We start from the raw sequence: 24,031 nt of genomic DNA, 5'->3' as shown, positions 1-24,031 counted from the left end.
CCCAGGGTACGGCCGCTGCCCTGGGGACCACGAGTCGAGCGGCCACCGGCCCGCGGCCACCGCGCGCTCTGCCCGGCGGCGGTGCCCGGTCCCCCGCCTCAGTCCTCCGCCTCAGTCCCCCGGCCCGCTGTCGCCCCGCGCCCCCGCCAGCGCGCCGAGCAGCGCCCCGGTGCACACCTCCCGTACCTCCGCCCGCGACGGCTCCCCCCGCTCCAGCCAGTCCAGGACCGCCGCCGTGACGAACGCCAGCCAGCCGTGCACCGCGAGCCGCAGCGCCGCGGGCGCCGGGCCGTCGATGAGCCCGGCGGCGGCCTGGGCGTCGAGCACCGTGACGATCCGCCGCTCCTGCTCGGCGAGGAGCTGCTCGTGGATCTCGTGGATCTCCCGGTCTCCGGTGGCCGAGGCGCGGTGGAAGGCACGCAGGCCGCGCGCATGCTCCTCCGCGTACCGCAGGTACGCCTCCAGCCCCTGCTGCACCTGCCTGCCGACGGGCGTGGCGGGGTCCGGCTCCGTCATGCTCAGCAGCCGCTCGCCCTCGTGCCGGATGACGGCGGCGTAGAACTGCCGCTTGGCCGGGAAGTAGTGGTAGAGCAGCCCGCGCGAGACGCCGGCGCGCTCGGCGACCTCCTCGATCCACACGTCGTCGAAGGGCCGCTCGGCGAAGAGCTCGGCACCGATCCGCAGCAGTTGCCGGCGCCGCTCCTCGGTGCCCATGCGGGTGCGCGGGCGCCCCGTCTGCGTGCCGCGAGAGCCGGAACGAGCCATCGCGCCACCTTACTTGACACCGGTCCTGCGCTGCCGCACGCTGCGTACTGAACCGAGTTCAATAAGGGAGGGCACGATGGCGAAGCCGTTCTTACGCACCCGTCCCGGACCCTGGCCGGAGCTGCACCGCATCCCCCACCCGCCCCACCGGCTGCCGGTGCTGGGCGACGTCTTCGGCATCACCCCCGCGACGCCCGTACAGGACTCGCTGCGGATGGCCCGGGAGCTGGGGCCGATCTTCCGGCGCAAGATCTTCGGGCTGGAGATAGTGGTGGTCTCCGGCGCCGAGCTGGTCGCCGAGCTGACGGACGAGTCGCGCTTCGCCAAGCGGGTCGTGCTCGCCGTCCACAACCTGCGCGACCTCGGCGGCGACGGCCTGTTCACCGCGCACAACCACGAGCCCAACTGGCAGCGCGGCCACGACATCCTCGCGCCCGCCTTCACCCGCGGGGCGATGGAGCGCTACCACCCCGTGATGCTCGCGATGGCCCGCCGGCTGACCACCGCCTGGGACGCGCACGCCGCCGCGGGCACCGCGGCCGACGTGTCCGCCGACACGACGAAGCTGACCCTGGAGACGATCGCGAACACCGGCTTCGGCTACGACTTCGGCTCCTTCGAGCGCACCGAGCAGCACCCCTTCATCGCCGCCATGGTGCGCTCCCTGCGCCACGCCCAGGGCAGCAACGTGCCCCGGCCGTTCAGCCCGGTGAAGAGGCGCGGGCCCGGCCGCCGGGGCACGGCCGACAACGCGTATCTCACCGCCGTCGTCGACGAGGTCGTACGGGAACGCACCGCGCACCCGGACCCGGACGCGCAGGACCTGCTCGGCCTGATGCTCAACACCCGCCATCCGCGGACCGGCGAGCGGCTGTCGCCGGAGAACATCCGCTACCAGATCCTCACGTTCCTGGTCGCCGGGCACGAGACCACCTCGGGCGCGCTGTCCTTCGCGCTGTACTACCTCTCCCGCCACCCCGAGGTGATGGCCCGCGCCCGCGCCGAGGTGGACGAGGTGTGGGGCCCGGCCGGGGAGCCGTCGTACCGGCAGGTGAGCAAGCTGCGCTACGTGCGCCGGGTGCTGGACGAGTCGCTGCGGATGTGGCCCACGGCGCCCGCGTTCACCCGCGCCGCGCGCACGGACACGGTGCTGGGCGGCGTCCACCCGATGCGCGCGGGCGCGTGGGCCCTGGTGCTGATCCCGGCCCTGCACCGCGACCCGGCGGTCTGGGGCCAGGACGCCGACCGCTTCGACCCGGACCGCTTCCTGCCGGAGCGGGTACGGGCCCGGCCGGGGCACGTCTTCAAGCCCTTCGGCACCGGGGAGCGGGCGTGCATCGGGCGGCAGTTCGCGCTGCACGAGGCGACGCTCGTGCTGGGGCTGCTGCTGCGCCGGTACGAGCTGCGCGGCGACCCCGGCTACCGGCTGGAGATCGGCGAGCGGCTGACGCTGATGCCGCGCGGTTTCACGCTGGCGCCGGTCCGCAGGACCGCCGTGCCCCACCAGGCGCCGGGTCCGGCGGCGGAGCCTGCGGGCTCACCGGGCTGACGCGGCCGGCCCGGCCGACTCGCCGGCGGAGACGCGCTCGTGGTCCCCTTCCTCGGCGCCTTCCGGCATCGGCGGGGAGGTGCTCGGCCGTCCGGACTCGGTGCCGGGCCCGTGGGACGGGCTCCCGGTGGGCGGCCGGGTGCTGCCCGTGGGTTCGGGGCTCGGGCTCTGCGTACGGCCGCCGCCCGGCCCCGGCGCCGGCGGGTTGAACCGCTCCCGCGGCGGCTCCGGCATCTTCCGGTCCTGGCCCGGCTGCCCGCCGACCGGCCGCTCGAACCACAGGTTCGTCGTGACGTCCACGATGACCAGGGTGGACAGCGCCCGCTTCGCCGGCGTGACCACGACGACCCGCGACGGCCGGTAGCCGCGCCAGCCGGTGCCGCCGTAGCGGGCATCGCCGCTCAGCCGCTCCGGCGCCGCCAGCGGGCTGCCGCTTACGCACCGCACCCGCGGCACGCCCCTGTCGTCGACCAGCACCGCGGTGCCGGCCTGCAGCACCGACTGGTACGCGCTCGCCTCGCCGTCCGCGAAGCCGTGGCCGGCCAGGCGGGTGTCGGCGCGCAGCAGCACGGAGGTGAGCGAACGCAGATAGCCCGGCAGGCTCCCCTCGTCGACCCGCAGGGTCTGCGCGAACGCCGCCTGCTTGCCGGCGTCCCGGCTGAGGAACGTGAGCAGCTTGTCGACGTCGCAGCTCGCGACGTTCCGTACGCCGCCGTACAGCCCGTCCTGCCCGCCCGACACCACCTGGTGCGTGCGCGGATCCGCCGGCGGCGCGCTGTCGGGCGCCGCGGCGGTGGGCGCGGGCGACGGGTCGGCGCCCTCGGGCGTCGCCGTGGTCGGGGTGAACGGGTCGTGCCCGCGGTCGTCGACGGGCTGCAGCACCAGCTCCGCCGCCGGGTCGGCGGCGGCGGCCCGGCCGCCCTGCCCGGGCGCGGCGCAGGACGCCGCGGCGACCGACAGCGCGAGGGCGACGGCCGCCGCGCCGGCGAGGCGCGCGGAGCGCGGCAGCCGCGGCGCGGGACGCGCGGAGCGCGGGACACGGCGCGGCGGCAGCGGTGCACGGCGCGCGGAACGCAGACGGGGCACGAGGGTCTCCCTATCGGGGCCGGATGGACACCTTCCGAGGCCATTGTCTGAATTGTTACCAGGATGTGCGCAAGCTGAGAGCCGCCATCGGCGCGACGCCGCCCGCGCGCCGCGGCCTGGGGCGCTGCCGCTACCGTTGACGTGGGAGAACGGCCTGCCGGAGACCGCGTGAGCTGCAGGGAGCACCGCATATGACCGAACGCAAGCCGCCGGGCGTGAGCTTCGAGTCCTGGATCGACCGGCAGATCCGCGAGGCGGCCGAGCGGGGCGAGTTCGACGACCTCCCCGGCAAGGGCAAGCCGCTCGCGGACCTCGACCGCCCGTACGACGAATTGTGGTGGGTCAAGGCGAAGATGGCGCGCGAGCAGTTGTCCGCGCTGCCGCCCTCCCTCGCCGTGCGCAAGGAGGCCGAGGCCGCGCTTGAGGCCGTGACCAGGGCGCACAGCGAGAAACAGGTGCGCGAGATCGTCGCGGAGGTCAACGAGAAGATCCGCGCGGCACACCGCGCGCCCGCCGTCGGCCCGCCGCTGAAGCTGGCGCCGCTGGACGCCGACACGCTGGTGCGCGAGTGGCGTGAGGGACGCGAGGGACGCAAGTAGCGGGTACGGAACGACCGGAGGCACCGCCTCCGCCGGCCCGTCAACGCGCGCGGAAGCGTCGGTCGTTGGTGGTAGGGTCCCCTCGAAACGTCAAGCCGTACGCAAGCGCACGGGGTAGACGCAGTCCCGGGGGGAACTGATCCGTAGGTCACCCCTGCGCGGCCATTCCGCCGTCCCGACCAGACGGCGCGGCAAAGGGCGTCCGGCCCGTACCCGGACACGGGCGCCATCGCACCGCTTCCGGCCGGATTCCGCCACCGCACCACCGGCGGCCCCGGCCCGGCTCACCCCCGGCGGGTGACGCGGCCCGGGACGCTGCGTACCGACCCCGCCACCGCCTCCGGACGGCGCTGCTCATCGGCACCAGTCGTCCGAGAGGGGGAGCCGGTTGACCACCCGACGGCAGTTCCTCGCGGCCTCACTCGCGGGCGCCGGCGTCGCGGCGCTGACCCCCGCCCCGCTCGCCGCCGCACCCGGCAGCCCCCGCGGCGACCGCCCCAACATCGTCCTGATCGTGGCCGACGACCTCGGCTACGGCGAGCTCGGCTCGTACGGCCAGCAGCTCATCCGCACCCCCCATCTGGACCGCCTCGCCGCCGACGGCCTGCGGTTCACCGCGGCGTACGCCTCCGCGCCCGTCTGCGCGCCCTCGCGCGCCTCGCTGCTGACGGGCCTGCACAGCGGCCGGGCCCGCGTCCGGGAGAACCCGATGCGCGGCATCCAGCCGGCCATCGGCGCCGACGACACCACCGTCGCCGAGCTGCTGCGGGCGCGCGGCTACCGCACGGCGTGCATCGGCAAGTGGGGCTTCGGACCCGAGGAGCCGGACCAGCACAGCCACCCCAACTACCGCGGCTTCGAGGAGTTCTACGGTTATCTGACGCACCGGCACGCCCACTACTACTTCCCGCCGTACCTGTGGCACAACAACCGCCGCGTGCCGCTCACGGGCAACGGGGACGGCGGGCGCGGCACGTACGCGCCCGACCAGTTCTCCACGCGCGCCGTGGAGTTCATCCGCACCCACGCCGAGGAGCCGTTCTTCCTCTACCTCTCCCCCAACGTGCCGCACGCCCCGAGCACCGTGCCGGACACCGGCGAGTACAGCGACACGGACTGGAGTCCGGCGGACAAGGGGCACGCAGCGCAGGTCGCGCACTTCGACCGGATGGTCGGCCAGGTGATCGAGGAGCTGTACGAGCAGCGCATCGCCGAGGACACCGTGGTGATCGTCACCAGCGACAACGGCCGCCACGAGGAGGGCGGCGTGACGCCGGCGCTCTTCCAGCGCGAGCGCCCACTGCGCGGCTACAAGCGGAACCTGTACGAGGGCGGCATCCGGGTGCCGCTCATCGCCTGGTCCCCGTACCGCATCCGGCGGGGCGTCGTGAACCGGCCGACACCCCACATAGACCTGCTGCCCACCCTCGCCGAGCTGGGCGGCGCCCCCGCGCCCCGGGACGTCGACGGGCTGTCCATCGCACCGCTGCTCACCGGCACCGGACCGGCGTCCCGGCACGCGTTCCTGTACTGGTACCGCAACGAGCGCGCCTCGACGCCGCTGGCCCGCGCCGCCGACCACGACCGGATCGGCCGGATCTCGGAGGCGGTCCGCGCCGGCGACTGGAAGGCGGTGCGCTTCGCGCCCGGCAAGGACCGCACCGCGCCGGACGACCAGTGGCAGGTGGAGCTGTACAACCTGGCGGACGACCCCGCCGAGTCCGTCGACCTCGCCGCACAGCGGCCGGACGTCGCCGCCCGGCTGGTGCGGGTCATGCGCCGGGAGTGGCACGACTCGTACGGCCGCGAGCCGTTCGGCGTACGCATCGGCGCCCCGCCCTACGCCGAGCCGGGCCGCGCGCTCACCGTCACCGCCACCCTGTACAACGGCTCCGGCACGCTGTGGACCGAGCCGCGGGTGCAGGTGCAGGTCCCCGAGGGCTGGCAGGTGCGCGCCGCGACCCGCCGGCCGCGCGGCCGGCTGGCGCCCGGCGCCGAGGTGGTCACCCGCTGGCGGGTCACGCCGCCGAAGCGCGCGCCCGCGGGCCGCTGGGAGCTGAGCGCGCGGGCCTTCGCGCGGTGCGCGGGCGGGCCGTTGACGTACCGGACGCGCCACGCCGTGCTCACCCCGCCGGCGCAGGGCGGCTACTTCGGCGACCTGCCCTGGCTGACCTGAGGGGCGGGCCGTCAGGGACCGGCGGTCACGGGGCGGTCATCACGGGCGCGGGATGTTGCGGAGGTTGGAGCGGGCGAGGTCGAGCATCGTGCCGACGCCGCCGTCCAGGACCGTGCGCCCGGCGGCCAGCGCGAAGCCGCGCACCTGCTCCAGCGTGATCCGCGCCGGGATCGACAGCGCGTGGGAGTCGGTGATCAGCTCCACCAGCGCGGGGCCCTTGGCCGCCAGCGCGTCCCGCAGCGCACCCTCGACCTCACCGGGCTTCTCCACCCGCCAGGCGGGGATGCCGACGCCGCGGGCGATGGCGGAGAAGTCGACCGTGCTGTGGTCGGTGCCGTACGCGGGCAGGCCGTCGACCAGCATCTCCAGCTTGACCATGCCGAGCGAGGAGTTGTTGAAGACGACGGTCTTGACCGGCAGGTCCTGCTGCCTGACGGTGATCAGCTCGCCGAGGAGCATGCCGAGGCCCCCGTCGCCGGAGAGCGAGACGACCTGGCGGTCGCGGTCGGCGCTGGCGGCGCCGATGGCGTGCGGCAGGGCGTTGGCCATGGAGCCGTGGGTGAACGAGCCGATGACGCGGCGGCGGCCGTTGGGCGTGAGGTAGCGGGCGGCCCAGACGTTGTTCATGCCGGTGTCGACGGTGAACACGGCGTCGTCCGCGGCGAGCCGGTCCAGCACCCGGGCGGCGTACTCGGGGTGGATCGGCACGTGCTTCTCGACGTTCGAGGTGTACGCCTCGACGACCTTGGTCAGCGCCCGCTCGTGCTTGCGCAGCATGGCGTCGAGGAAGCGCCGCTCGCGCTTCTCGCCCAGCAGCGGCTGCAGCGCGTCCAGGGTGGAGGCGACGTCGCCGTGCACGGCGACCTCCAGGGGCGTACGGCGGCCCAGCCGGGTGGCGTCGATGTCGATCTGGACGGTCTTGCGCTGGGGCAGGAAGGCGTCGTACGGGAAGTCGGTGCCGAGCATGACGACGAGGTCGGCCTCGTGCAGCGCGTCGTAGCAGGCGCCGTAGCCGAGCAGGCCGATCATGCCGACGTCGTACGGGTTGTCGTACTGGATCCACTCCTTGCCGCGCAGCGTGTGCCCGACGGGCGCCTTGACCGTCTCGGCGAGCCGCATCACCTGCGCGTGCGCGCCGCGTACGCCCGCGCCGGCGAACAGCGCGACGCGGTCGGCGGCGTTGACGGCGTCGGCGAGCTCGCGCACGGTCTGCGGGTCGGGCACGATCGAGGCGGGCCGGGCGCAGGGGACGGTGTGTCCTGTGGGGTTGGCGGCCTGCTTGTCGGCGATGTCGCCGGGCAGGACGAGCACCGCGACCTCGTTGGCGCCGACGGCGTGCTGGGCGGCGATCCGGGCGATGCGGGGCATCTGCTCGGGCTGGGAGATCATCTGGCAGTAGCCGGACGCCTGGTCGAAGAGCTTCTCCGGGTGGGTCTCCTGGAAGAAGCCGCTGCCGATCTGGGTGGCGGGGATGTGCGAGGCGATGGCGAGGACGGGGGCGCCGCTGCGCTGCGCGTCGAACAGGCCCTGGATGAGGTGGGTGTTGCCGGGCCCGCAGGAGCCGGCGCAGGCGGCGAGCCGGCCGGTGACCTGGGCCTCGGCGGCGGCGGCGAAGGCGCCGGCCTCCTCGTTCTGCACGTGCACCCACTCGATGGCGCCGTCGCTGCGGCGGATGGCGTCGACGAGCGGGTTGAGGCTGTCGCCGACGACGCCGTAGATGCGCTGCACGCCGTACTGGAGCAGGACCTCCACGAGCTGGTCGGCAACCTTGGCACTGCTCATCGCGCTCTCCTCGCATCGGCTGCGCTGCGTCCGGGGCAACGGGTTCGATCGTAAGCGATCACCGGCGAAGCGGACGTCACGCGCGTCGGCGTACGTCCTGGCCGCGGGTGCGGCGCGCGGGCTATAGTCCGAAACTAGCGCCGCTAGTTTCAATGGGGAGGCCCGCCGTGCGCACCGTTCACTTCGCCGCCGCCCGCCGCACGCCGATCGGGAAGCTGCGCGGATCGCTGTCCGCCGTACGCCCCGACGACCTCGCCGCGGGGGTGATACGCGGACTCCTCGACGGCGTCCCGGCGCTCGATCCGGCCCGTATCGACGACGTCTACTGGGGCGCCGCCAACCAGGCCGGCGAGGACAACCGCAACGTCGCCCGCATGGCCGTCCTCCTCGCCGGCCTGCCCGAGTCCGTCCCCGGCGCCACCCTCAACCGGCTCTGCGCCTCGGGCCTGGAGGCCGTCACCGCCGCCGCCCGCACCATCGCCGCCGGCGAGGCGGACGTGGTGCTGGCCGGCGGCTCGGAGTCGATGAGCCGCGCGCCCTTCGTCCTGCCCCGGCCGGACGAGGCGCTGCCGCGGGCGCTGCCGACGGCCGACACGCGGCTCGGCTGGCGGCTGGTCAATCCCCGGATGGGGGACCTGAACGGGCTGCTGGCGATGGGCGAGACCGCGGAGGAGGTCGCCGAGCGGTACGGGGTGGGGCGGGCCCGGCAGGACGAGTTCGCGCTGCGCAGCCACCGGCGCGCGGCGGCGGCGCGGGCGGCGGGGCACTTCGACGCGGAGCTGCTGCCGGTCGTACGGCCGGACGGCGGTGCTGCGGTGACCGCGGACGAGTGCGTACGCGAGGACACCTCGGCGGCGCAGCTGGCGGAGCTGAAGCCGGTGTTCCGGCAGGGCGGCAGCGTGACCGCGGGCAACTCCTCGCCCATGAACGACGGGGCGGCGGCGCTGCTGCTGGTCAGCGAGGAGGCGCTGACGTCCCTGGGCCTTGAGTCCCTCGGCCGGTACGCGGCCGGCGCCTCGGCCGGCGTCCACCCCGACGTCATGGGGATCGGCCCCGTCCCGGCGACGCGCAGGGTGCTGGACCGGCTGGGCTGGTCGGCGGCGGACGTCGAGACGGCCGAGCTGAACGAGGCGTTCGCGGCGCAGGCGCTGGCGTGCGTGGACGAGCTGGGGCTCGACGAGGAGACGGTCAACCCGGACGGCGGTGCCATCGCCCTGGGCCACCCGCTGGGCTGCTCGGGCGCGCGGATCCTGACGACGCTGCTGCACCGGATGGTGCGTACGGGCGCGCGGCGGGGACTGGCGACGATGTGCGTCGGCGTGGGGCAGGGCTCGGCGGTGCTGGTGGAACGGGCCTGAGGGACCGCACCCGGCAACCGCCCGCGCCACCCGCGGCGACAGCCCACAAGACGCCCCCAGGCCCGGCAAGGCGATACGCCCGGAGTGACCAGCAGTTGGCACGCGCGACGGCGGGCCACTCCCCCGTCTGCGACATCGCTCACCTCTCCCGGGTGGGCAAGGGGATCTCGAAGTGCACGGTGGTCACGCCAGGGCCGTGCTCGCCGGTGGTGCGGGCGTCAAAGATCTCCTTGGCCAGGCTGCGCCAGAACGCCTCGGCTCCGTCCACATCGATGTTGGTGTGCAGGTAGATGCTCTCGTAGCCGGGGGTTTCGGCGACAAAGTCGCAGGCTGCATCGACCAGGGCGTGGGCAAGCCCGCGTCGTCGGTGCTCGGGGTGCACGTAGACGCGGACCAACTGGGCGGTGGGGCCGGAGGGGTAGCGCTCAGCGAGCCAGCGCGGGTGCGGAGGGTGGGCCGGGCCGGCCGAGCGGACTCCGGTGGTGGCCACCACCGTGCCGTCGTGCTCGGCCACCAGGAGCAGGTGTCGAGGGTCGGTGAGGTAGGTGCCGGCGATGTCGATGACGTCCGCATGCCACTCGGGCACATATCCGTAGCTGAACTCGCGGTAGATGGTGTCCATCATGACGCGGCGTGCTCCGGGAACATCGCTCGGCGTGGCGGGGCGTAGCACGTACGCGCCGTGGGTGCGCTCGTTCATGGTGAGCCTCTCTGTGCGGCGATCTGCCGCACACCGTACATGACATTGAAAATGATTTCCGTTAGCGTGTGCGCGTTGCCTCGCCACGAAGGACTCCTGCCATGTACGACATCTCTGACCGACGCCTCCTCTCTCCCTCGCTGCACCGGCGCGGGTTCATCGCCGCCGCGTCCGGCACGGCCGCCGTGGGAGCACTCGTGCTCGCCGGCTGCGGCTCCCCCGAGACCGGCGATGCGGGCAAGGGCGGCGCGCCGCGGCGCGGCGGGCGGCTGCGGGCCGCGTTCGCCGGCGGCGGCCTGAGCGAGACGCTGGATCCGCATCTCACGAACCTGTTCGCCGACGCGGCCCGGTCCAAGGCGCTCTTCGACCAACTCGCCGAGTACGGCGACGACCTGTCCCCCCGGCCCCGCTTGGCTGCGCGGTGGGAGCCGAACAGCGGGCTCGACCGGTGGCAGATCACCCTGCGGGAGGCGGAGTTCCATGACGGCCGGGCCGTCACCGCGAAGGACGTGCTCTACAGCTACCGGCGGATCGCCGACCCGGATAACGCCTTCCGCGCCAAGGCGTCGCTGGAGCCCATCGACCTCGACGCAAGCCGGGCGGTGGGCAAGCGGACGGTGGAGTTCGCACTCAAGCGTCCGACCGCCGAATTCCCCAATGTGCTGGCCGCCTTCGGCGCGTACATCGTGCCGGAGGGCAAGCAGGACTTCGACAAGAAGCCGGTGGGCAGCGGCCCGTTCCGCTTCGACTCCTTCACCCCCGGGCGGTCCGCGGTCTTCCGCCGCAACGACGCCTACTGGGACGGCGCACCCTACCTGGACGAGCTCGAATTCGTCGTCGCCAACGAGGAGTCCGCGCGGATCAACGCGTTGCTCGGCGGGCAGGTCGAGTACGCCCACGAGCTGAACCCCGCCACGGCTCGCGCCCACGAAGGCAAGGGGCAAGCGGAGATCATCCGGCTGCGGGGCAGCGCCATGCAGGCGTTCGCCATGAAGACCGACCGGCCGCCGTTCGACGACCCGCGGGTGCGGGAGGCGTTCTTCCTCATCGCCGATCGCAAGGAGCTGCTGGAGGGCGCGCTGTCCGGCGCCGGCGAGGTCGGGAACGACCTGTTCGGCAAGGGGTACGAGCATTACGCCGAGGAGCTGCCGCAGCGCCGGCAGGACCTCGACCGGGCGCGCAGCCTGCTCAAGCAGGCCGGTGCCGAGGATCTGCGCCTGACCCTCGACACCTCGCCGGTCGCCGCCGGCTTCACCGAGGCCGCCACCATCTTCCGCGACCAGGCAGCCAAGGCCGGTGTAACGATCAAGGTGCGCAACGGCAGCAAGGATACGTACTGGAGCGACATCCTCGACTCCGGCGTCCTGTGCTGCTACCGCTCCGGCGCCATGCCGATCGAAACCCACATATCCCAGCGGCTGCTCACCGACTCCACGACCAACGCCACCAAGTGGCAGCACAAAGACTTCGACGCGCTCTACCAGCAGGCCCAGTCCACGAGGGAGCGGACGGAGCGTTCCGCGTTGTACGCGCGGATGCAGCGGCGGTTGCACGCCGAAGGCGGCTTCCTGGTCTGGGGGTTCGCCGACTGGATCGTCGGCACCACCAGCCGTGTCCACGGCGTCGAGCGCAACGCACCCGCCAACACCCTCGACTGGGCACGCTTCGACAAGGTCTGGCTCGCGTGAGCGGATGGCGGTCGTTCGTCATCCGTCGGCTGCTGCTGGGCGCCGGGCAGACCGTAGCCGTAGTGCTGCTGGTCTTCATCCTCACCGAAGCGCTGCCCGGCGATGCGGCCGTGGCGCTCGCCGGCGACAATCCGGACCCGGCCCGCATCGCCGCCATCCGTGAGCAGATGGGGCTGAACCAGCCGGTGCACGAGCGGCTGACGGACTGGGTGGCCGGTCTGCTCCACGGCGATCTCGGCACCTCACTGGCCTCCGGCCGACCGGTCGGCGGCTATCTCGCCGACGGGCTCGGACCCACCTTGCTGCTGGCCAGCGTGACCCTCACCCTCCTCGTGCCGCTGGCCGTCGGGCTCGGCGTGCTGGCTGCCCGGCACCGCGGCCGGTGGGTGGACCGGCTGGTCAGTGCCACGACACTGGGCCTGTATGCCGTGCCGGAGTTTGCCCTGGGCGTGCTGTTGATCAGCGTCTTCGCGCTGCGTCTGGGCTGGTTGCCGCCGACCGCAGTGGGCAGCGGCGCCGATCTGCTCGCCCACCCGACGATGTTGGTGCTCCCGGTGCTGATGCTGCTGGCCCGGCCCGTGTGTTCGCTGGCCCGGCTGGTGCGTGCCGGGATGATCGATGCACTTGCCTCGCCGTATGTGGCCCAGGCGCGTCGGTACGGCCTTTCCGGCGCCCGCATCCGCTACGCCCATGCCCTGCCCAACGCCATCGCGCCGGCCACCCAGCATCTGGCGCGCACCGTCGACTGGCTGCTCGGCGGGGTGATCGTCGTCGAGGCCCTGTACGTCATCCCCGGCCTCGGCACCGTGCTGCTCAACGCCGTCGCCGAGCGTGACGTGCCGGTGGTCCAGGGGCTCGCGGTGGTCTTCGGGCTCACCGCCGTGGTCCTCAACCTCGGTGCTGACCTGGTCACCCGCCGCCTCGCACCGCGTACGGGGGCGATGGCATGACGCAACGCGATGTCCGCACGACTCCTGTCGCGGTCGGCGGCCAGCGACCTGTGCGCCTCATCCTCGGGCTCACCGTCCTCGGAGTGCCCCTGCTGCTGGCGCTGCTCGGGCCGCTCCTGGCGGGCGATCCTGGGCCGCGCAGCACCTCCTTCACCCTCGGTGACGGGCACTGGCTCGGCACCGACTTCACCGGCCGCGACGTCTGGCGGCAGGTGCTGCTCGGGGGCCGCTCCGTCGTTCTCGTCGCGCTCGCCGCCACCGCTCTGGCCTATCTTGCCGCTCTCCCGCTCGGGCTCGTCAGCGCGCTCAGTCGGCGCGCCTGGCTGGAGGAGTTGCTGATGCGGCCGCTGGACGTGCTGCTCGCCGTGCCCGCACTGCTGGTCATCCTGCTGGTGGCCACCGCCACCGAGCCGGGCCCGGTGGGCCTGACCTTGCTGGTGGCCCTCGTCAACGTCCCGGACGCCGCCCGCATCGTGCGTGCTGCCGCCGCGGAGGCGGCCACACGACCGGCCGTCGAGGCGCTGCGCATGCAGGGCGAGACCCGGTGGCGGATCGCCGTCGGCTACGTCTGCCGGTCCATCCTGCGCACCCTGGCCGCCGACGCAGGCGTGCGGCTTACCGGTGTGTTGTATCTGGTGGCCACCGCAGCCTTCCTCGGTGTCGGTGTCGCCCCTGACACCGCCGACTGGGCGGTGATGGTCGACCGCAACCGCACCGGGCTCTTCGTCCAGCCCTGGGCCGTCGTCGTCCCCGCCGTTCTCATCGTCACCCTGACCATGGGCGCCAACCTGCTCTTCGACGCCCTCCTCGACCGGCGGAAAGGCACGCGTACATGACCCCTGCGGCGACCATCAAGGACCTGAGTATCCGCCTCGGCGAATACCCGATCGTGGACGGCGTCAGTCTCACCGCCCGACCCGGCCGGATCGTCGCGCTCGTCGGCGCCTCCGGCAGCGGCAAGACGACCACCGGGCTGGCCCTCCTCGGCGAGCACCCGCCGGGCGCCCAGGTCAGCGGCACGGTGGAAGTCCCCAGCGGCCGCATCGGCTACGTACCCCAGCACCCGGCAGCCGTCCTCAACCCCGCTCGCCGTATCGGCGCCCTGCTCCGCGACATCGCCCGCACCCAGGTACGCGGCCTGCCACGCGGCGAGCGCCGCGCCGAGGCGCGGTCACGGATGCTGCGGGCACTGGCCACGGTCCAGCTGCCCGACGCCGAGAGGCTGCTGCCCCGCTACCCCTACCAGCTCTCCGGCGGTCAGCAGCAGCGCGTCGTCATCGCCCAGGCCTTGCTGCTGGGGGCGGAGGTGCTGGTCGCCGACGAGCCCACCACCGGCCAGGACGCGGTGACAAAGCGGCACATCGTGGACCGCCTGGCTGCCGTCGCCGAACAGGGCATCGCCGTCGTCCTGCTCAGCCACGACCTCCACGCCGTCCGCGCCCTCGCCGACGAGGTACACGTGATGCGCACCGGCCGAATAGTGGAGTCCGGATCACCGGCCCGGCTGTGGCACGCCCCCGCACACCCCTGGACCCGCGAGCTCCTCGCGTCGCCTCATCCGCCTTCCACCGCAACCACGGCCCCCGCGGCGACCGCCGTGCTCCAGGCCCACGGCCTCGTCGCCCGGCACCACCGCACCGTAGTGCTCAACGTGCCCGCCCTCACTGTCCACGCCGGCGAAACCCTGGCCATCGTCGGCCGCTCCGGCGGCGGCAAGACCACCCTCGCCCGTTGCCTGGCCGGCCTGCACGATCACTATGACGGCACCATCCGCCTCGACGACAGGCCGCTGCCCCGCAGCCTCCGCCACCGTACCCGTGCCCAACTGTCCGCCGTCCAGTACGTCTTCCAGGACGCGCGGGCCGCCTTCGACGAACACCATCCAGTCCTCGACCAGGTCGCCCGCACCGCCATCCGGCTGCGCTCCGCCGACCGACCTGCCGCCCTCGGCGAAGCCACTGCAACCCTCGCCGACCTCGGACTTCCCGAACACCTCGTCCGCCGCACCCCCGATCGTCTGTCCGGCGGCGAGCTCCAACGCGCCGCCCTCGCCCGCGCCCTCCTCGCCCGCCCCCGGATACTGCTCTGCGACGAGATCACTTCCGGACTCGACACCATCGCCCGCCGCAGCCTGCTCGATCTCCTGACCCGCCTCCTGAGCGAGCGGGACGACATGTCCCTCGTCCTCATCACCCACGACCTGGACACCGCTGCCCGCGCCGATCGAATCGCCGTACTCGACCACGGCGAACTCATCGAGCAGGGCTCGGCCCGCCAGATCCTCGACACCCCGCAACACCCCTTCACCGCGTCCCTCGCCGACGCCGCGGCTCACACCCACGTGGATGCCACCGGCGATCCGGCCGCGAGCATGCCAGGCAGCCAGGACGCTCACCGGTCCTGAGGGTCGTGCCAAGACGACCGGGCGCGTCGCCCGGTTCTGCTGCCCCGGCCCACGCCTCGCTGGCGAACCCGATCGAGGCCGGAGCAAACCCCCGGATCAGGTCGAACCCGTACACCACTTCCCAGGTAGACGACCGTCATCCTGACCCCCTGGCGGCAAGCCGGGCAGTGCGGTGACTGCACTCTGTGCACCGCCGCCGTGCCCCGGGAAGCCGCCGGGCACGGCTGGCGCACAATGGCCTCATGGATCTCCGCATCTTCACAGAACCGCAGCAGGGCGCCTCGTACGACACCCTCCTGACGGTGGCCCGCGCCACCGAAGACCTCGGCTTCGACGCCTTCTTCCGCTCCGACCACTATCTGAAGATGGGCGACGTGAGCGGCCTGCCGGGCCCCACGGACGCCTGGGTGACGCTGGCGGGCCTGGCCCGCGAGACGCGCCGGATCCGGCTCGGCACGCTGATGACCGCCGCCACCTTCCGGCTGCCGGGGCCGCTGGCCATCCAGGTGGCGCAGGTGGACCAGATGTCGGGCGGGCGGGTCGAGATGGGCATCGGCGCGGGGTGGTTCGAGGAGGAGCACACCGCGTACGGGATCCCGTTCCCGAAGGAGAAGTTCGCCCGGCTGGAGGAGCAGCTCGCGATCGTGACGGGCCTGTGGGGTACGCCGACGGGCGACACCTTCAGCTACTCCGGGACGCATTACGAGCTGAAGGACTCCCCCGCGCTGCCCAAGCCGGTGCAGGCGCCGCTGCCGGTGCTGATCGGCGGCATGGGCGCGAAGCGGACCCCGGCGCTGGCGGCCCGCTACGCGGCGGAGTTCAACGTGCCGTTCAGCTCGGTGGCGGACACCGAGCGGCAGTTCGCCCGGGTCCGCGAGGCGGCCGAGGCCGCCGGCCGGGCGCCGTCCGACCTGGTGTACTCCAACGCGCTCGTCGCCTGCGTCGGCAAGGACGACGCCGAGGTGGCCCGGCGCGCGGAGGCCATCGGCCGGCAGGTGCCGGAGCTGAAGGAGAACGGCCTGGCGGGCACCCCGGCGGAGGTGGTCGAGAAGATCGGCCGCTACGGCGCCGCCGGCTCCCAGCGCTGCTATCTCCAGATCCTCGACCTGTCGGACCTGGACCACCTGGAGCTGATCGCCGCCGAGGTGCTGGGGCAGGTGGCGTAGGCGAGGGCGGCGCGCCCCGGGCGGTCCGGTGGTCCGGGGCGCGCCGGGGCGGTCCCGGGGCGTAAAACCGCTGGCGGGCGGCGGTCGGGCCCGGCGAGGATGGCCGGGTGGAGCGCGGCGATGTGCTGGTCGGGGAGCACACCATCCTGGCGGTGGTGGCGGGTTCGCGCGCCTTCGGCCTGGCCACGGCGGAGTCCGACACCGACCGGCGCGGCGTGTACGTCGCGCCGACCGAGTGGTTCTGGCGGCTGGAAAAGCCGCCGCAGCACTGGGAGGGGCCGCTGCCCGAGCAGTTCAGCTGGGAGGTGGAGCGCTGCTGCGCGCTCGCGCTCGACGGGAACCCGAACCTGCTTGAGGTGCTCCACTCCCCGCTGGTCGAGCGCTGCACGCCGCTCGGCGCGGAACTGCGCGAGCTGGGCCCGGTGTTCCTGTCCCGGGCCGTCCACCGCACCTTCGGCCGCTATGCGTACGGCCAGCTCGCCCGGGCCCGGGCGCGCCGGGAGCGCACCGGCGAGGTGCGGTGGAAGCACGTGGTGCACCTGCTGCGGCTGCTGCTGAGCGGGGAGGCGCTGCTGCGCACGGGTGAGCTGTGCGTCGACGTCGGCCCGTACCGCGAACGGCTGCTCGCCGTCCGGCGCGGCGAGCTGACCTGGGACGAGGTCACGGCGTGGACGGCGGAGCTGTCCCGCCGCCTCGACGAGGCGCTGCCCGCGAGCCCGCTCCCGGAATCCCCGGACACGGCCCGCGTGGAGTCCTGGCTCACCTCGGTACGCCGGCGCGGCCTGGCCGCCGCATAACGCTTGGCGCCGACCTCTTGACCTGCCTCCGGGCCAACTTCTATGTTCACCGGACAAGAGGTAGAACGTAGGACCTCCCACGACCTCGCCTATCCCCGGGACAGGGACGGGCGTGGCGCCATCCCCCTGCTTTTCCCCTCCTGGAGGAACCGTGAGCGACGTATCACCAGAGCCGGGCGTCGGGCGCCGGCGAGTGCTGCAGTACGGCGGGGCGCTGAGCGCCTTCGGCGTCATGGCGCCGGCGCTGGCCGCCTGCTCCGGCGGTCCGGACTCGACCTCCGACACCGGCGGGGGCGGCGGCAGCGACTCCGTCACCGCCGTCATCGGCTACGGCAACGACCAGAGCTGGGACCCCACGCTGACCGCGTCCGCGTTCTCCGTGGCCGCGAACCACCACATCTTCGAGGGGCTGCTCGACACCGACCCCATCACCCGCGAGCCCTTCCCGGCGCTGGCCACCGAGGCCCCCGCCGATCCCGGGGCCACCACCTGGTCGTTCACCCTGCGCGAGGGTGCCACGTGGCACGACGGCAAGCCGGTCACCGCAGACGACGTGGTGTTCACCTTCGACCGGGTACTCGACACCAAGACCCAGACCCTCGCCCGCGGGTTCTTCTCCTCCTGGCTGAAGGAGGTCAAGAAGACCGGGGACAACAGCGTCGACCTGGTGCTCAACTTCCCCTTCCCGGACGGTCTTTCCCGGCTGACCCTGGCGAAGATCATGCCCAAGCACATCCTGAGCAAGGCCGGCGCCTGGCAGGACCTCGACACCGGCGTGCCCGAGGTGTGCGTCGGCTCCGGCCCGTACAGGATGACGGCCAACCAGCCGCTGTCGAACACCTCCTTCGAGGCGTACGCGGACTACAACGGCCCGCGCAAGGCGAACTTCAAGAAGATGAACTGGCTGTCCATCGTGGACGCCGCACCCCGGGTCGCGAAGATCTCCGGCGGAAGCGCCGGCGCGCAGATCGCGGACAACATCCCGTACGCCAACGTCAAGCAGTTGGAGCAGGACGGCCTCACCGTCGAGGGCGGAGCGGGCATGAACCACATGTTCCTGCTCTTCAACACCGAGAAGGCGCCCTTCGACGACGTGCGCGTGCGCCAGGCGCTGCACTACGCCATCGACACCGACAAGATGATCGAGGCGGGCCTGCGGGGCTACGGCAAGGCCGCCACCTCCTTCCTCGACGAGGGCAACCCCACGCACCGCGAGGCCAGGACCGTCTACGGCTACGACCCGGACAAGGCCAAGGCGCTGCTGAAGGAGGCCGGGGTCAGCGGGCTGAAGGTGACGCTCATGGCGACGACCGTGAGCTGGATCGCGGACTGCATCCCGACCATCAAGGAGTCCTGGGACGCCATCGGCGTGGAGACCACGCTGGAGCCGCAGGAGACCTCCGCCCTCTTCACCAAGCTGGACCAGAAGGCGGACTACCAGGTCGCCGCCTCCGCGTCGAACCCCAACCAGCTCGGCATCGACCCCGACCTGATCCTCCGTTACAACTACACGGCGGACAACGTCTGGATGCAGTACTCCCGCTGGTCCCAGGCGCCCGAGGCCAAGGAGCTGTTCCGGCTCATGGACGCGGCCACGCGCGAGCCCGACCAGGAGAAGAAGAAGACGATGACGCAGGAGTACCTCGACGTCATCGCGGAGAACGCGGTCATCTACCCCGTGGTCCACAACGAGCTGCTCACGGCCTGGGACGACGGCAAGATCACCGGGATCCAGCCGCAGCCCTACCCCGGCATCAACCTGCTCAAGGCCAAGCCCGCGTAGCGCGGCACGTCCTGTCCGTCAAGCTAGGAGCTCACGTACGTGGCCCAGATCGCCAGGATGCTGCTACGCCGCATCGCCCTGCTCGTCCCGCTGATGCTCGGCGTCGTGCTCTTCGTCTTCCTCGTCATGCGTTTCTCCGACGTCGACCCGGCGGTGGCGCACTTCCAGGGGGCCAACCCCACCGAGCAGCAGCTCGAGGACTACCGCGAGGAGCACGGGCTCAACGACCCGCTGCCCGTCCGCTACGCCGCGTTCGTCGGCGATCTGCTCAAGGGCGACATGGGTCTCAGCGTGCTCAACGGCAGACCGGTCATCGACCAGGTGACCACCGCGCTGCCGTTGACCATGCAGCTCACCTTCATCGGTCTCGCGCTCGCCATCGTGCTGTCGGTGCTCTTCGGGGTCACGGCCGCGATCTACCGCGACCGGGCCCCGGACCAGATCATCCGCGTCGTGTCGCTGGTGGGCGTCGCCGCCCCCGCCTTCTGGGTGGCGCTGCTGCTGATCCAGTATCTGGCGGTGGAGTGGGGGTGGTTCCCCAGCGGGGGGTACGTCAATCCGGGCGACTCCTTCACGGGCTGGCTCAAGACGATGACGCTGCCGGCCATCGCGCTGTCGCTGCACGTCGCCGCGCAGCTCACCCGCATCGTCCGCACCGCCGTGGTGGAGGAGCTGGACAAGGACTACGTGCGCACGGCGATCGGCAGCGGGCTGCCGCCGGTCGTCGTGGTCGGCCGCAACGTGCTGCGCAACGCGCTGGTCAACCCGCTGACCGTGCTCGGGCTGCGGGTGGGCTATCTGCTCGGCGGCACCGTCGTGATCGAGACGATCTTCTCGCTGCCCGGCATGGGCACGTTGATGATCAACGCGGTGAAGAACGGCGACCCCGCGGTCGTGCAGGGCGTGGTGCTCACCGTCGCCGTTGCGTTCCTCGTCGTCAACCTCGTCATCGACATCCTCTACCTGCTGGTCAACCCCCGTCTGAGGAGTGCCGCCTGATGCTCACCACCCTCGGGGGCCGCAAGCAGCTCGCAGAGCGGCTGTCCCGGCCCGGCCTGCGGCTCCGCGGGCTGGGGCGGCTGCCCTGGATCTCCCGGATCTCGCTGGGGCTGATCACCCTCGTCGTGGCCGTCGCGGTGTTCGCGCCGCTGCTCGCCCCGCACGACCCGCTCGACCAGCAGGGGCAGGTCGACGGCACCGGGCACCCCTCCGGTGACCACTGGATGGGGCAGGACAGCCTCGGCCGCGACATCCTCAGCCGGCTGATGTACGGGGCCCGCTGGTCGCTGATCATCGGCCTCGGCGCCACGCTGCTCGCGCTGGCCGCCGGGGCGGTACTCGGCGCCGTCGCCGCCACCTCACGCAAGGCGGTGGACGAGTTCGTCATGCGCTGCCTGGACGTCGTCATGGCGTTCCCGGGGATCGCGCTGGCCGCGGTGCTCGTCGCCGTGTTCGGCGGCAGCATCCCCGTGCTGGTCTGCGCCATCGCGTTCCTCTATACGCCGCCGATCGCGCGGGTCGTCCGGGCCAACGTGCTCGACCAGTACGGCGAGGACTACGTGATCGCGGAACGGGTCATCGGGGCCCGTACGCCGCACATCATCGTCAAGCACGTCGCCATCAACTGCGCCGCGCCGATCCTGGTGTTCTGCACCGTGCAGGTCGCCGAGGCGATCGTCTTCGAGGCGTCGCTGTCCTTCATCGGCGCGGGCGTCCGCCCGCCGGACCCGTCCTGGGGCAGCGTCATCGCGGACGGCAAGAACATGGTGCTGCTCGGCGGCTGGTGGGCCACGGTCTTCCCGGGCCTGCTGATGCTGCTGACCGTGCTGGCGCTCAACATCCTCTCCGAGGGCATATCCGACGCCTGGGCGGCGCCCGCCTCCCGGCAGTCCACGGGCGTGCCGGTCAAGCAGGCCGGCGCCGAGGACCGGATCGAGGCCGCCGCGCCCGGCACCGGCAAGGTGCTGGAGCTTCCGGGGCTCGCCGAGGCCGCGCGGCGGCTGCGGGAACGGGCCCGCCCGCTGCCCGGCGGCGAGCCGGTGCTGTCGGTCAGGGACCTGGCCATCGGCTTCGACAAGCGGCACTCCGGCGTGGACATCGTGGACGGCATCAGCTTCGACATCAGGCCCGGTGAAGTCCTCGGCCTCGTCGGCGAGTCGGGCTGCGGCAAGTCGCTGACGGCGCTGACGGTGATGGGCCTGGAGCCGGACGGCGCGCGGGTCCGCGGGAGCGTCGTCTTCGACGGCCGGGAGCTGGTCGGCACGCCGATGCGGGTACGCCGCAAGCTGCTCGGCCACGAGATGGCGATGATCTACCAGGACGCGCTCAGCTCGCTCAACCCGGCGATGACGATCCGCGCGCAGTTGGGGCAGCTGATCCGGCGCGGCGGCACGCGCACCGCGACCGAGCTGCTGGAGCTGGTGGGCCTGGACCCGGACCGTACGCTGCGCAGCTATCCGCACGAGCTGTCCGGCGGGCAGCGGCAGCGGGTGCTCATCGCCATGGCGCTGTCGCGCAACCCGAAGCTCATCGTCGCCGACGAGCCGACCACCGCGCTCGACGTCACGGTGCAGGCGCAGGTCATCGAGCTGCTGCTGCGGCTGCGCGCGGAGCTGGGCTTCGCGCTCATCCTGGTCAGCCACGACCTGGCGCTGATCTCCGACGTCACCGACCGGGTGGTCGTCATGTACGGCGGGCAGATCGTCGAGACCGGCGTCACCGCCGACCTGGTCGAGACGCCGTCCCACCACTACACCCGCGGGCTGCTGGGCTCGGTGCTGTCGCTGGAGTCGGCCCAGGAGCGGCTGACGCAGATCCGCGGCGTCGTGCCGTCGCCGGCCGACTTCCCGGCCGGCTGCCGGTTCGCCGACCGCTGTCCGATGGCCAGCGCCGTGTGTCTGGAGACCGCGCCCGGACTCGTCGGCGAGGAACGCAGGCACGAGGTGGCGTGCCACCACCCCGCGGCCGAACCGGCACCAGAACCGGCGGTCACGGCCGCGGGCGAGGCGGAGAAGGAGGCGCTGCGATGAGCGCGAAGGACAGCGGCGGCCCGGGGACGGCCGGCGATCTGGCCAAGGAGGCCGTGGACACGAAGCCCGTGGACAGGGAGCCCCCGGTCAAGGAGCCCCTGGACAAGGGGGATGCGGCAGAGGGTGCCGGTGCGGCGCCGCCGCTGGTCACCGTGCGCGACGCGCACGTGGTGCACCGGGCGCGCACCGGCGGGCTGTTCTCCCGCGACCGGGTGTACGCGCTGACCGGCGCGGACCTGACGATCGCGGCGGGCGAGACGGTCGGCGTGGTCGGCGAGTCCGGCTGCGGCAAGTCGACGCTGGCGAAGGTGCTGGTCGGGGTGCAGGCCCCGACCGCCGGCACGGTGGAGTTCCGGGGCCGCGACATCTGGGGGATGGACGCCGGCGAGCGGCGTACGGCCATCGGCACCGGCGCGGGCATGATCTTCCAGGACCCGTCGACCGCGCTCAACCGGCGGCTGCCGATCCGGCAGATCCTCCGCGACCCGCTCGACGTGCACCGCCGCGGCACGTCCGCGCAGCGCACCGAGCGGGTACGGGAGCTGATGGCCCTGGTCGGCCTGCCGCCGGTGCTCGCGGACGCGCTGCCGGGCCAGTTGTCCGGCGGGCAGCGGCAGCGGGTGGCCATCGCCCGCGCCCTGGCGCTGGAGCCGGACCTGGTGGTGGCCGACGAGCCGACGTCGGCGCTCGACGTGTCCGTACGCGCCCAGATCCTCAACCTGCTGCTGGATCTGAAGGAGCGGCTGAACCTGGCGCTGGTGTTCGTCTCGCACGACATCCAGACCGTGCGGCGGATGAGCGACCGCGTCATCACCATGTACCTGGGCAGGATCGTCGAGGAGGCGCCGGCGATGGCGCTGGGCTCCGGCGGCGAGGGGCCGCAGGAGCGCCGCGCGGACACCGCCCGGCACCCGTACACCCGGGCGCTGTTCTCGGCGACGCCGGGGCTCCTCGACCCCATCGACCCGATCCCGCTCGTCGGCCCCGTGCCGTCGGCCACCCGGCCGCCGAGCGGCTGCCCGTTCCGTACCCGGTGCTGGAAGGCCACGCAGGAGTGCGCCGCGGCCATGCCGGACGTCACGCAGGCAGCCCACGCTCACCGGTTCCGCTGCCACCATCCGGTGGCCGCCGGGGAGAGCACCCGTGATCTCGTGATCCAAGCGAAGGAGAACGCATGACCCGTCCCACCCACCTGACCGGCGTCGTACCGCCCGTCTGCACCCCCCTGACGCCGGATGCCGAGGTGGACACCGCCTCGCTGATCAGGCTGGTGGACTTCCTCGTGGCCGGAGGGGTCGACGGACTCTTCGTGCTCGGCTCGACCTCGGAGGCGGCCTACCTCAGGGACGAGCAGCGCAGGACGGTGGTGGACACGGTGGTACGGCACGTCGGCGGCCAACTGCCCGTGCTCGCCGGCGCGATCGACATGACGACGCCGCGGGTGCTCGACCACGCCCGCAGCGCGCTGGCCGCCGGTGCGGACGCGCTCGTCGTCACCGCCCCGTTCTACACCCGCACCCACCCGGCGGAGATCGACCGGCACTTCCGCGAGGTCGCCGGCCGCGCCGAGGCTCCGGTGTACGCGTACGACCTGCCGGTGTCGGTGCACACCAAGCTCGGCCCCGACCTGGTGCTCCAACTCGCGGCCGACGGGGTGCTGGCCGGGCTGAAGGACTCCAGCGGGGACGAGACGGGGCTGCGCCGCGTCATCGTCGGCGCCCGGGGCAAGGCGGCGGGCTTCTCCGTGCTCTCGGGGTCCGAGACGACGGTGGACAGTGCCCTGGCGATGGGCGCCGACGGCGTCGTGCCCGGCCTCGGCAACGTCGACCCGCACGGCTACGTGCGGCTGTACCGCAGCGCCCGGAAGGGCGACTGGGAGACGGCCCGTACCGAACAGGAGCGGCTGCTCACGCTCTTCGGGATGATCAGGAGCGGCGACCTGGCGCGGATGGGCATGAGCTCGTCGGCTCTCGGCTCGTTCAAGGCGGCCCTGCACCTGCGCGGGGTCATCGACTGCCCGGCGACGATGCTGCCGCAGATTCCGCTGGACGCCGAGGAGGTGCGGCGGGTGGAGAAGCACCTGGCCGCGGCGGGACTGCTCTGACGGCTTCCGGTCCCGCCGTACGAGAGCGGGAGGGACGGGAGAGGCGGGAGAGGCGGGAGGGGCGGGGGCCACGGGGGGTGGACCCGTCGTCCCTC

The 24,031-nt window shown here is 72.9% G+C and carries 19 protein-coding genes; 15 read left to right on the top strand and 4 right to left on the bottom strand.

Annotated features, from left to right (window positions below; translation table 11 throughout):
- Nucleotides 1-111: 111 nt before the first annotated feature.
- Complete coding sequence (locus tag B124_RS11620; RefSeq protein ID WP_496502675.1) at nucleotides 112-765, bottom strand: TetR/AcrR family transcriptional regulator; 654 nt, start codon at nucleotides 763-765, stop codon at nucleotides 112-114.
- A 76-nt stretch (nucleotides 766-841) separates the two neighbouring features.
- Here B124_RS11620 and B124_RS11615 point away from each other — a divergent pair, with 76 nt between their 5' ends.
- Entirely contained in the window at nucleotides 842-2,314 is a 1,473-nt protein-coding gene (locus B124_RS11615) for a cytochrome P450 (RefSeq protein WP_496502674.1), read from the top strand.
- Here the strand turns inward: B124_RS11615 and B124_RS11610 are convergent.
- On the bottom strand, nucleotides 2,303-3,400 hold the full coding sequence (locus B124_RS11610; protein ID WP_496502673.1) for a DUF6777 domain-containing protein: 1,098 nt from the start codon (nucleotides 3,398-3,400) through the stop codon (nucleotides 2,303-2,305). The two genes, B124_RS11615 and B124_RS11610, sit on opposite strands and share 12 nt — an antisense overlap.
- Nucleotides 3,401-3,591: 191 nt before the next feature.
- Here B124_RS11610 and B124_RS11605 point away from each other — a divergent pair, with 191 nt between their 5' ends.
- Together B124_RS11605 and B124_RS11600 are read left to right on the top strand one after the other, a co-directional pair.
- Nucleotides 3,592-3,999 (top strand): DnaJ family domain-containing protein, encoded by a 408-nt coding sequence (locus B124_RS11605; RefSeq protein ID WP_496502672.1) that lies wholly within the window; start codon nucleotides 3,592-3,594, stop codon nucleotides 3,997-3,999.
- A 388-nt stretch (nucleotides 4,000-4,387) separates the two neighbouring features.
- Nucleotides 4,388-6,175, top strand: coding sequence for a sulfatase-like hydrolase/transferase (locus B124_RS11600; protein ID WP_496502671.1), 1,788 nt, complete (start codon nucleotides 4,388-4,390; stop codon nucleotides 6,173-6,175).
- Between the two features lie 39 nt (nucleotides 6,176-6,214).
- Here B124_RS11600 and B124_RS11595 read toward each other — a convergent pair whose 3' ends face one another.
- Nucleotides 6,215-7,957, bottom strand: coding sequence for a pyruvate dehydrogenase (locus B124_RS11595; RefSeq protein ID WP_496502670.1), 1,743 nt, complete (start codon nucleotides 7,955-7,957; stop codon nucleotides 6,215-6,217).
- A gap of 167 nt (nucleotides 7,958-8,124) precedes the next feature.
- On the opposite strand from B124_RS11595, the gene B124_RS11590 reads away from it, so the two are divergent.
- Nucleotides 8,125-9,315 (top strand): thiolase family protein, encoded by a 1,191-nt coding sequence (locus tag B124_RS11590; protein WP_496502669.1) that lies wholly within the window; start codon nucleotides 8,125-8,127, stop codon nucleotides 9,313-9,315.
- Nucleotides 9,316-9,454: 139 nt separating this feature from the next.
- On the opposite strand, the gene B124_RS11585 is transcribed toward B124_RS11590, so the two are convergent.
- Nucleotides 9,455-10,015 carry a GNAT family N-acetyltransferase gene (locus B124_RS11585; protein WP_496502668.1) on the bottom strand — a complete coding sequence of 187 codons (561 nt, stop codon included), beginning with the start codon at nucleotides 10,013-10,015 and terminating at the stop codon, nucleotides 9,455-9,457.
- A 101-nt stretch (nucleotides 10,016-10,116) separates the two neighbouring features.
- Between B124_RS11585 and B124_RS11580 the strand changes: the two genes are divergently transcribed.
- The 11 genes from B124_RS11580 to B124_RS11530 all read left to right on the top strand — a co-directional run bounded on the left by B124_RS11580 (nucleotide 10,117) and on the right by B124_RS11530 (nucleotide 23,936).
- Nucleotides 10,117-11,703 (top strand): ABC transporter substrate-binding protein, encoded by a 1,587-nt coding sequence (locus B124_RS11580; protein WP_496502667.1) that lies wholly within the window; start codon nucleotides 10,117-10,119, stop codon nucleotides 11,701-11,703.
- Nucleotides 11,700-12,653 carry an ABC transporter permease gene (locus B124_RS11575; RefSeq protein ID WP_496502666.1) on the top strand — a complete coding sequence of 318 codons (954 nt, stop codon included), beginning with the start codon at nucleotides 11,700-11,702 and terminating at the stop codon, nucleotides 12,651-12,653. The genes B124_RS11580 and B124_RS11575 overlap by 4 nt, the downstream gene beginning before the upstream one ends.
- Nucleotides 12,650-13,489 (top strand): ABC transporter permease, encoded by an 840-nt coding sequence (locus B124_RS11570; RefSeq protein ID WP_496502665.1) that lies wholly within the window; start codon nucleotides 12,650-12,652, stop codon nucleotides 13,487-13,489. Before B124_RS11575 ends, B124_RS11570 begins: the two co-directional genes overlap by 4 nt.
- Nucleotides 13,486-15,057 (top strand): ABC transporter ATP-binding protein, encoded by a 1,572-nt coding sequence (locus B124_RS11565; RefSeq protein ID WP_496502664.1) that lies wholly within the window; start codon nucleotides 13,486-13,488, stop codon nucleotides 15,055-15,057. The genes B124_RS11570 and B124_RS11565 overlap by 4 nt, the downstream gene beginning before the upstream one ends.
- Before the next feature lie 242 nt (nucleotides 15,058-15,299).
- Complete coding sequence (locus B124_RS11560; protein ID WP_496502663.1) at nucleotides 15,300-16,223, top strand: LLM class F420-dependent oxidoreductase; 924 nt, start codon at nucleotides 15,300-15,302, stop codon at nucleotides 16,221-16,223.
- A gap of 107 nt (nucleotides 16,224-16,330) precedes the next feature.
- On the top strand, nucleotides 16,331-17,020 hold the full coding sequence (locus B124_RS11555) for a nucleotidyltransferase domain-containing protein (RefSeq protein ID WP_496502662.1): 690 nt from the start codon (nucleotides 16,331-16,333) through the stop codon (nucleotides 17,018-17,020).
- Between the two features lie 232 nt (nucleotides 17,021-17,252).
- Nucleotides 17,253-18,803, top strand: coding sequence for an ABC transporter substrate-binding protein (locus B124_RS11550; RefSeq protein ID WP_496502752.1), 1,551 nt, complete (start codon nucleotides 17,253-17,255; stop codon nucleotides 18,801-18,803).
- Nucleotides 18,804-18,860: 57 nt separating this feature from the next.
- Complete coding sequence (locus B124_RS11545; RefSeq protein ID WP_496502751.1) at nucleotides 18,861-19,802, top strand: ABC transporter permease; 942 nt, start codon at nucleotides 18,861-18,863, stop codon at nucleotides 19,800-19,802.
- Complete coding sequence (locus B124_RS11540) at nucleotides 19,802-21,832, top strand: dipeptide/oligopeptide/nickel ABC transporter permease/ATP-binding protein (RefSeq protein ID WP_496502661.1); 2,031 nt, start codon at nucleotides 19,802-19,804, stop codon at nucleotides 21,830-21,832. The genes B124_RS11545 and B124_RS11540 overlap by 1 nt, the downstream gene beginning before the upstream one ends.
- A complete protein-coding gene (locus B124_RS11535) occupies nucleotides 21,829-23,010 on the top strand; it encodes an oligopeptide/dipeptide ABC transporter ATP-binding protein (protein WP_496502660.1) in 1,182 nt (393 codons plus the stop codon). Before B124_RS11540 ends, B124_RS11535 begins: the two co-directional genes overlap by 4 nt.
- Nucleotides 23,007-23,936: a dihydrodipicolinate synthase family protein gene (locus tag B124_RS11530; protein WP_496502659.1), complete on the top strand. Its 930-nt coding sequence runs from the start codon at nucleotides 23,007-23,009 to the stop codon at nucleotides 23,934-23,936. Before B124_RS11535 ends, B124_RS11530 begins: the two co-directional genes overlap by 4 nt.
- Nucleotides 23,937-24,031: the final 95 nt, after the last annotated feature.

The organism is Streptomyces sp. CNP082, assembly GCF_059570535.1.
Note: the sequence above shows the minus strand (reverse complement) of the source record. Positions and strands in the feature narration are given on the sequence as shown.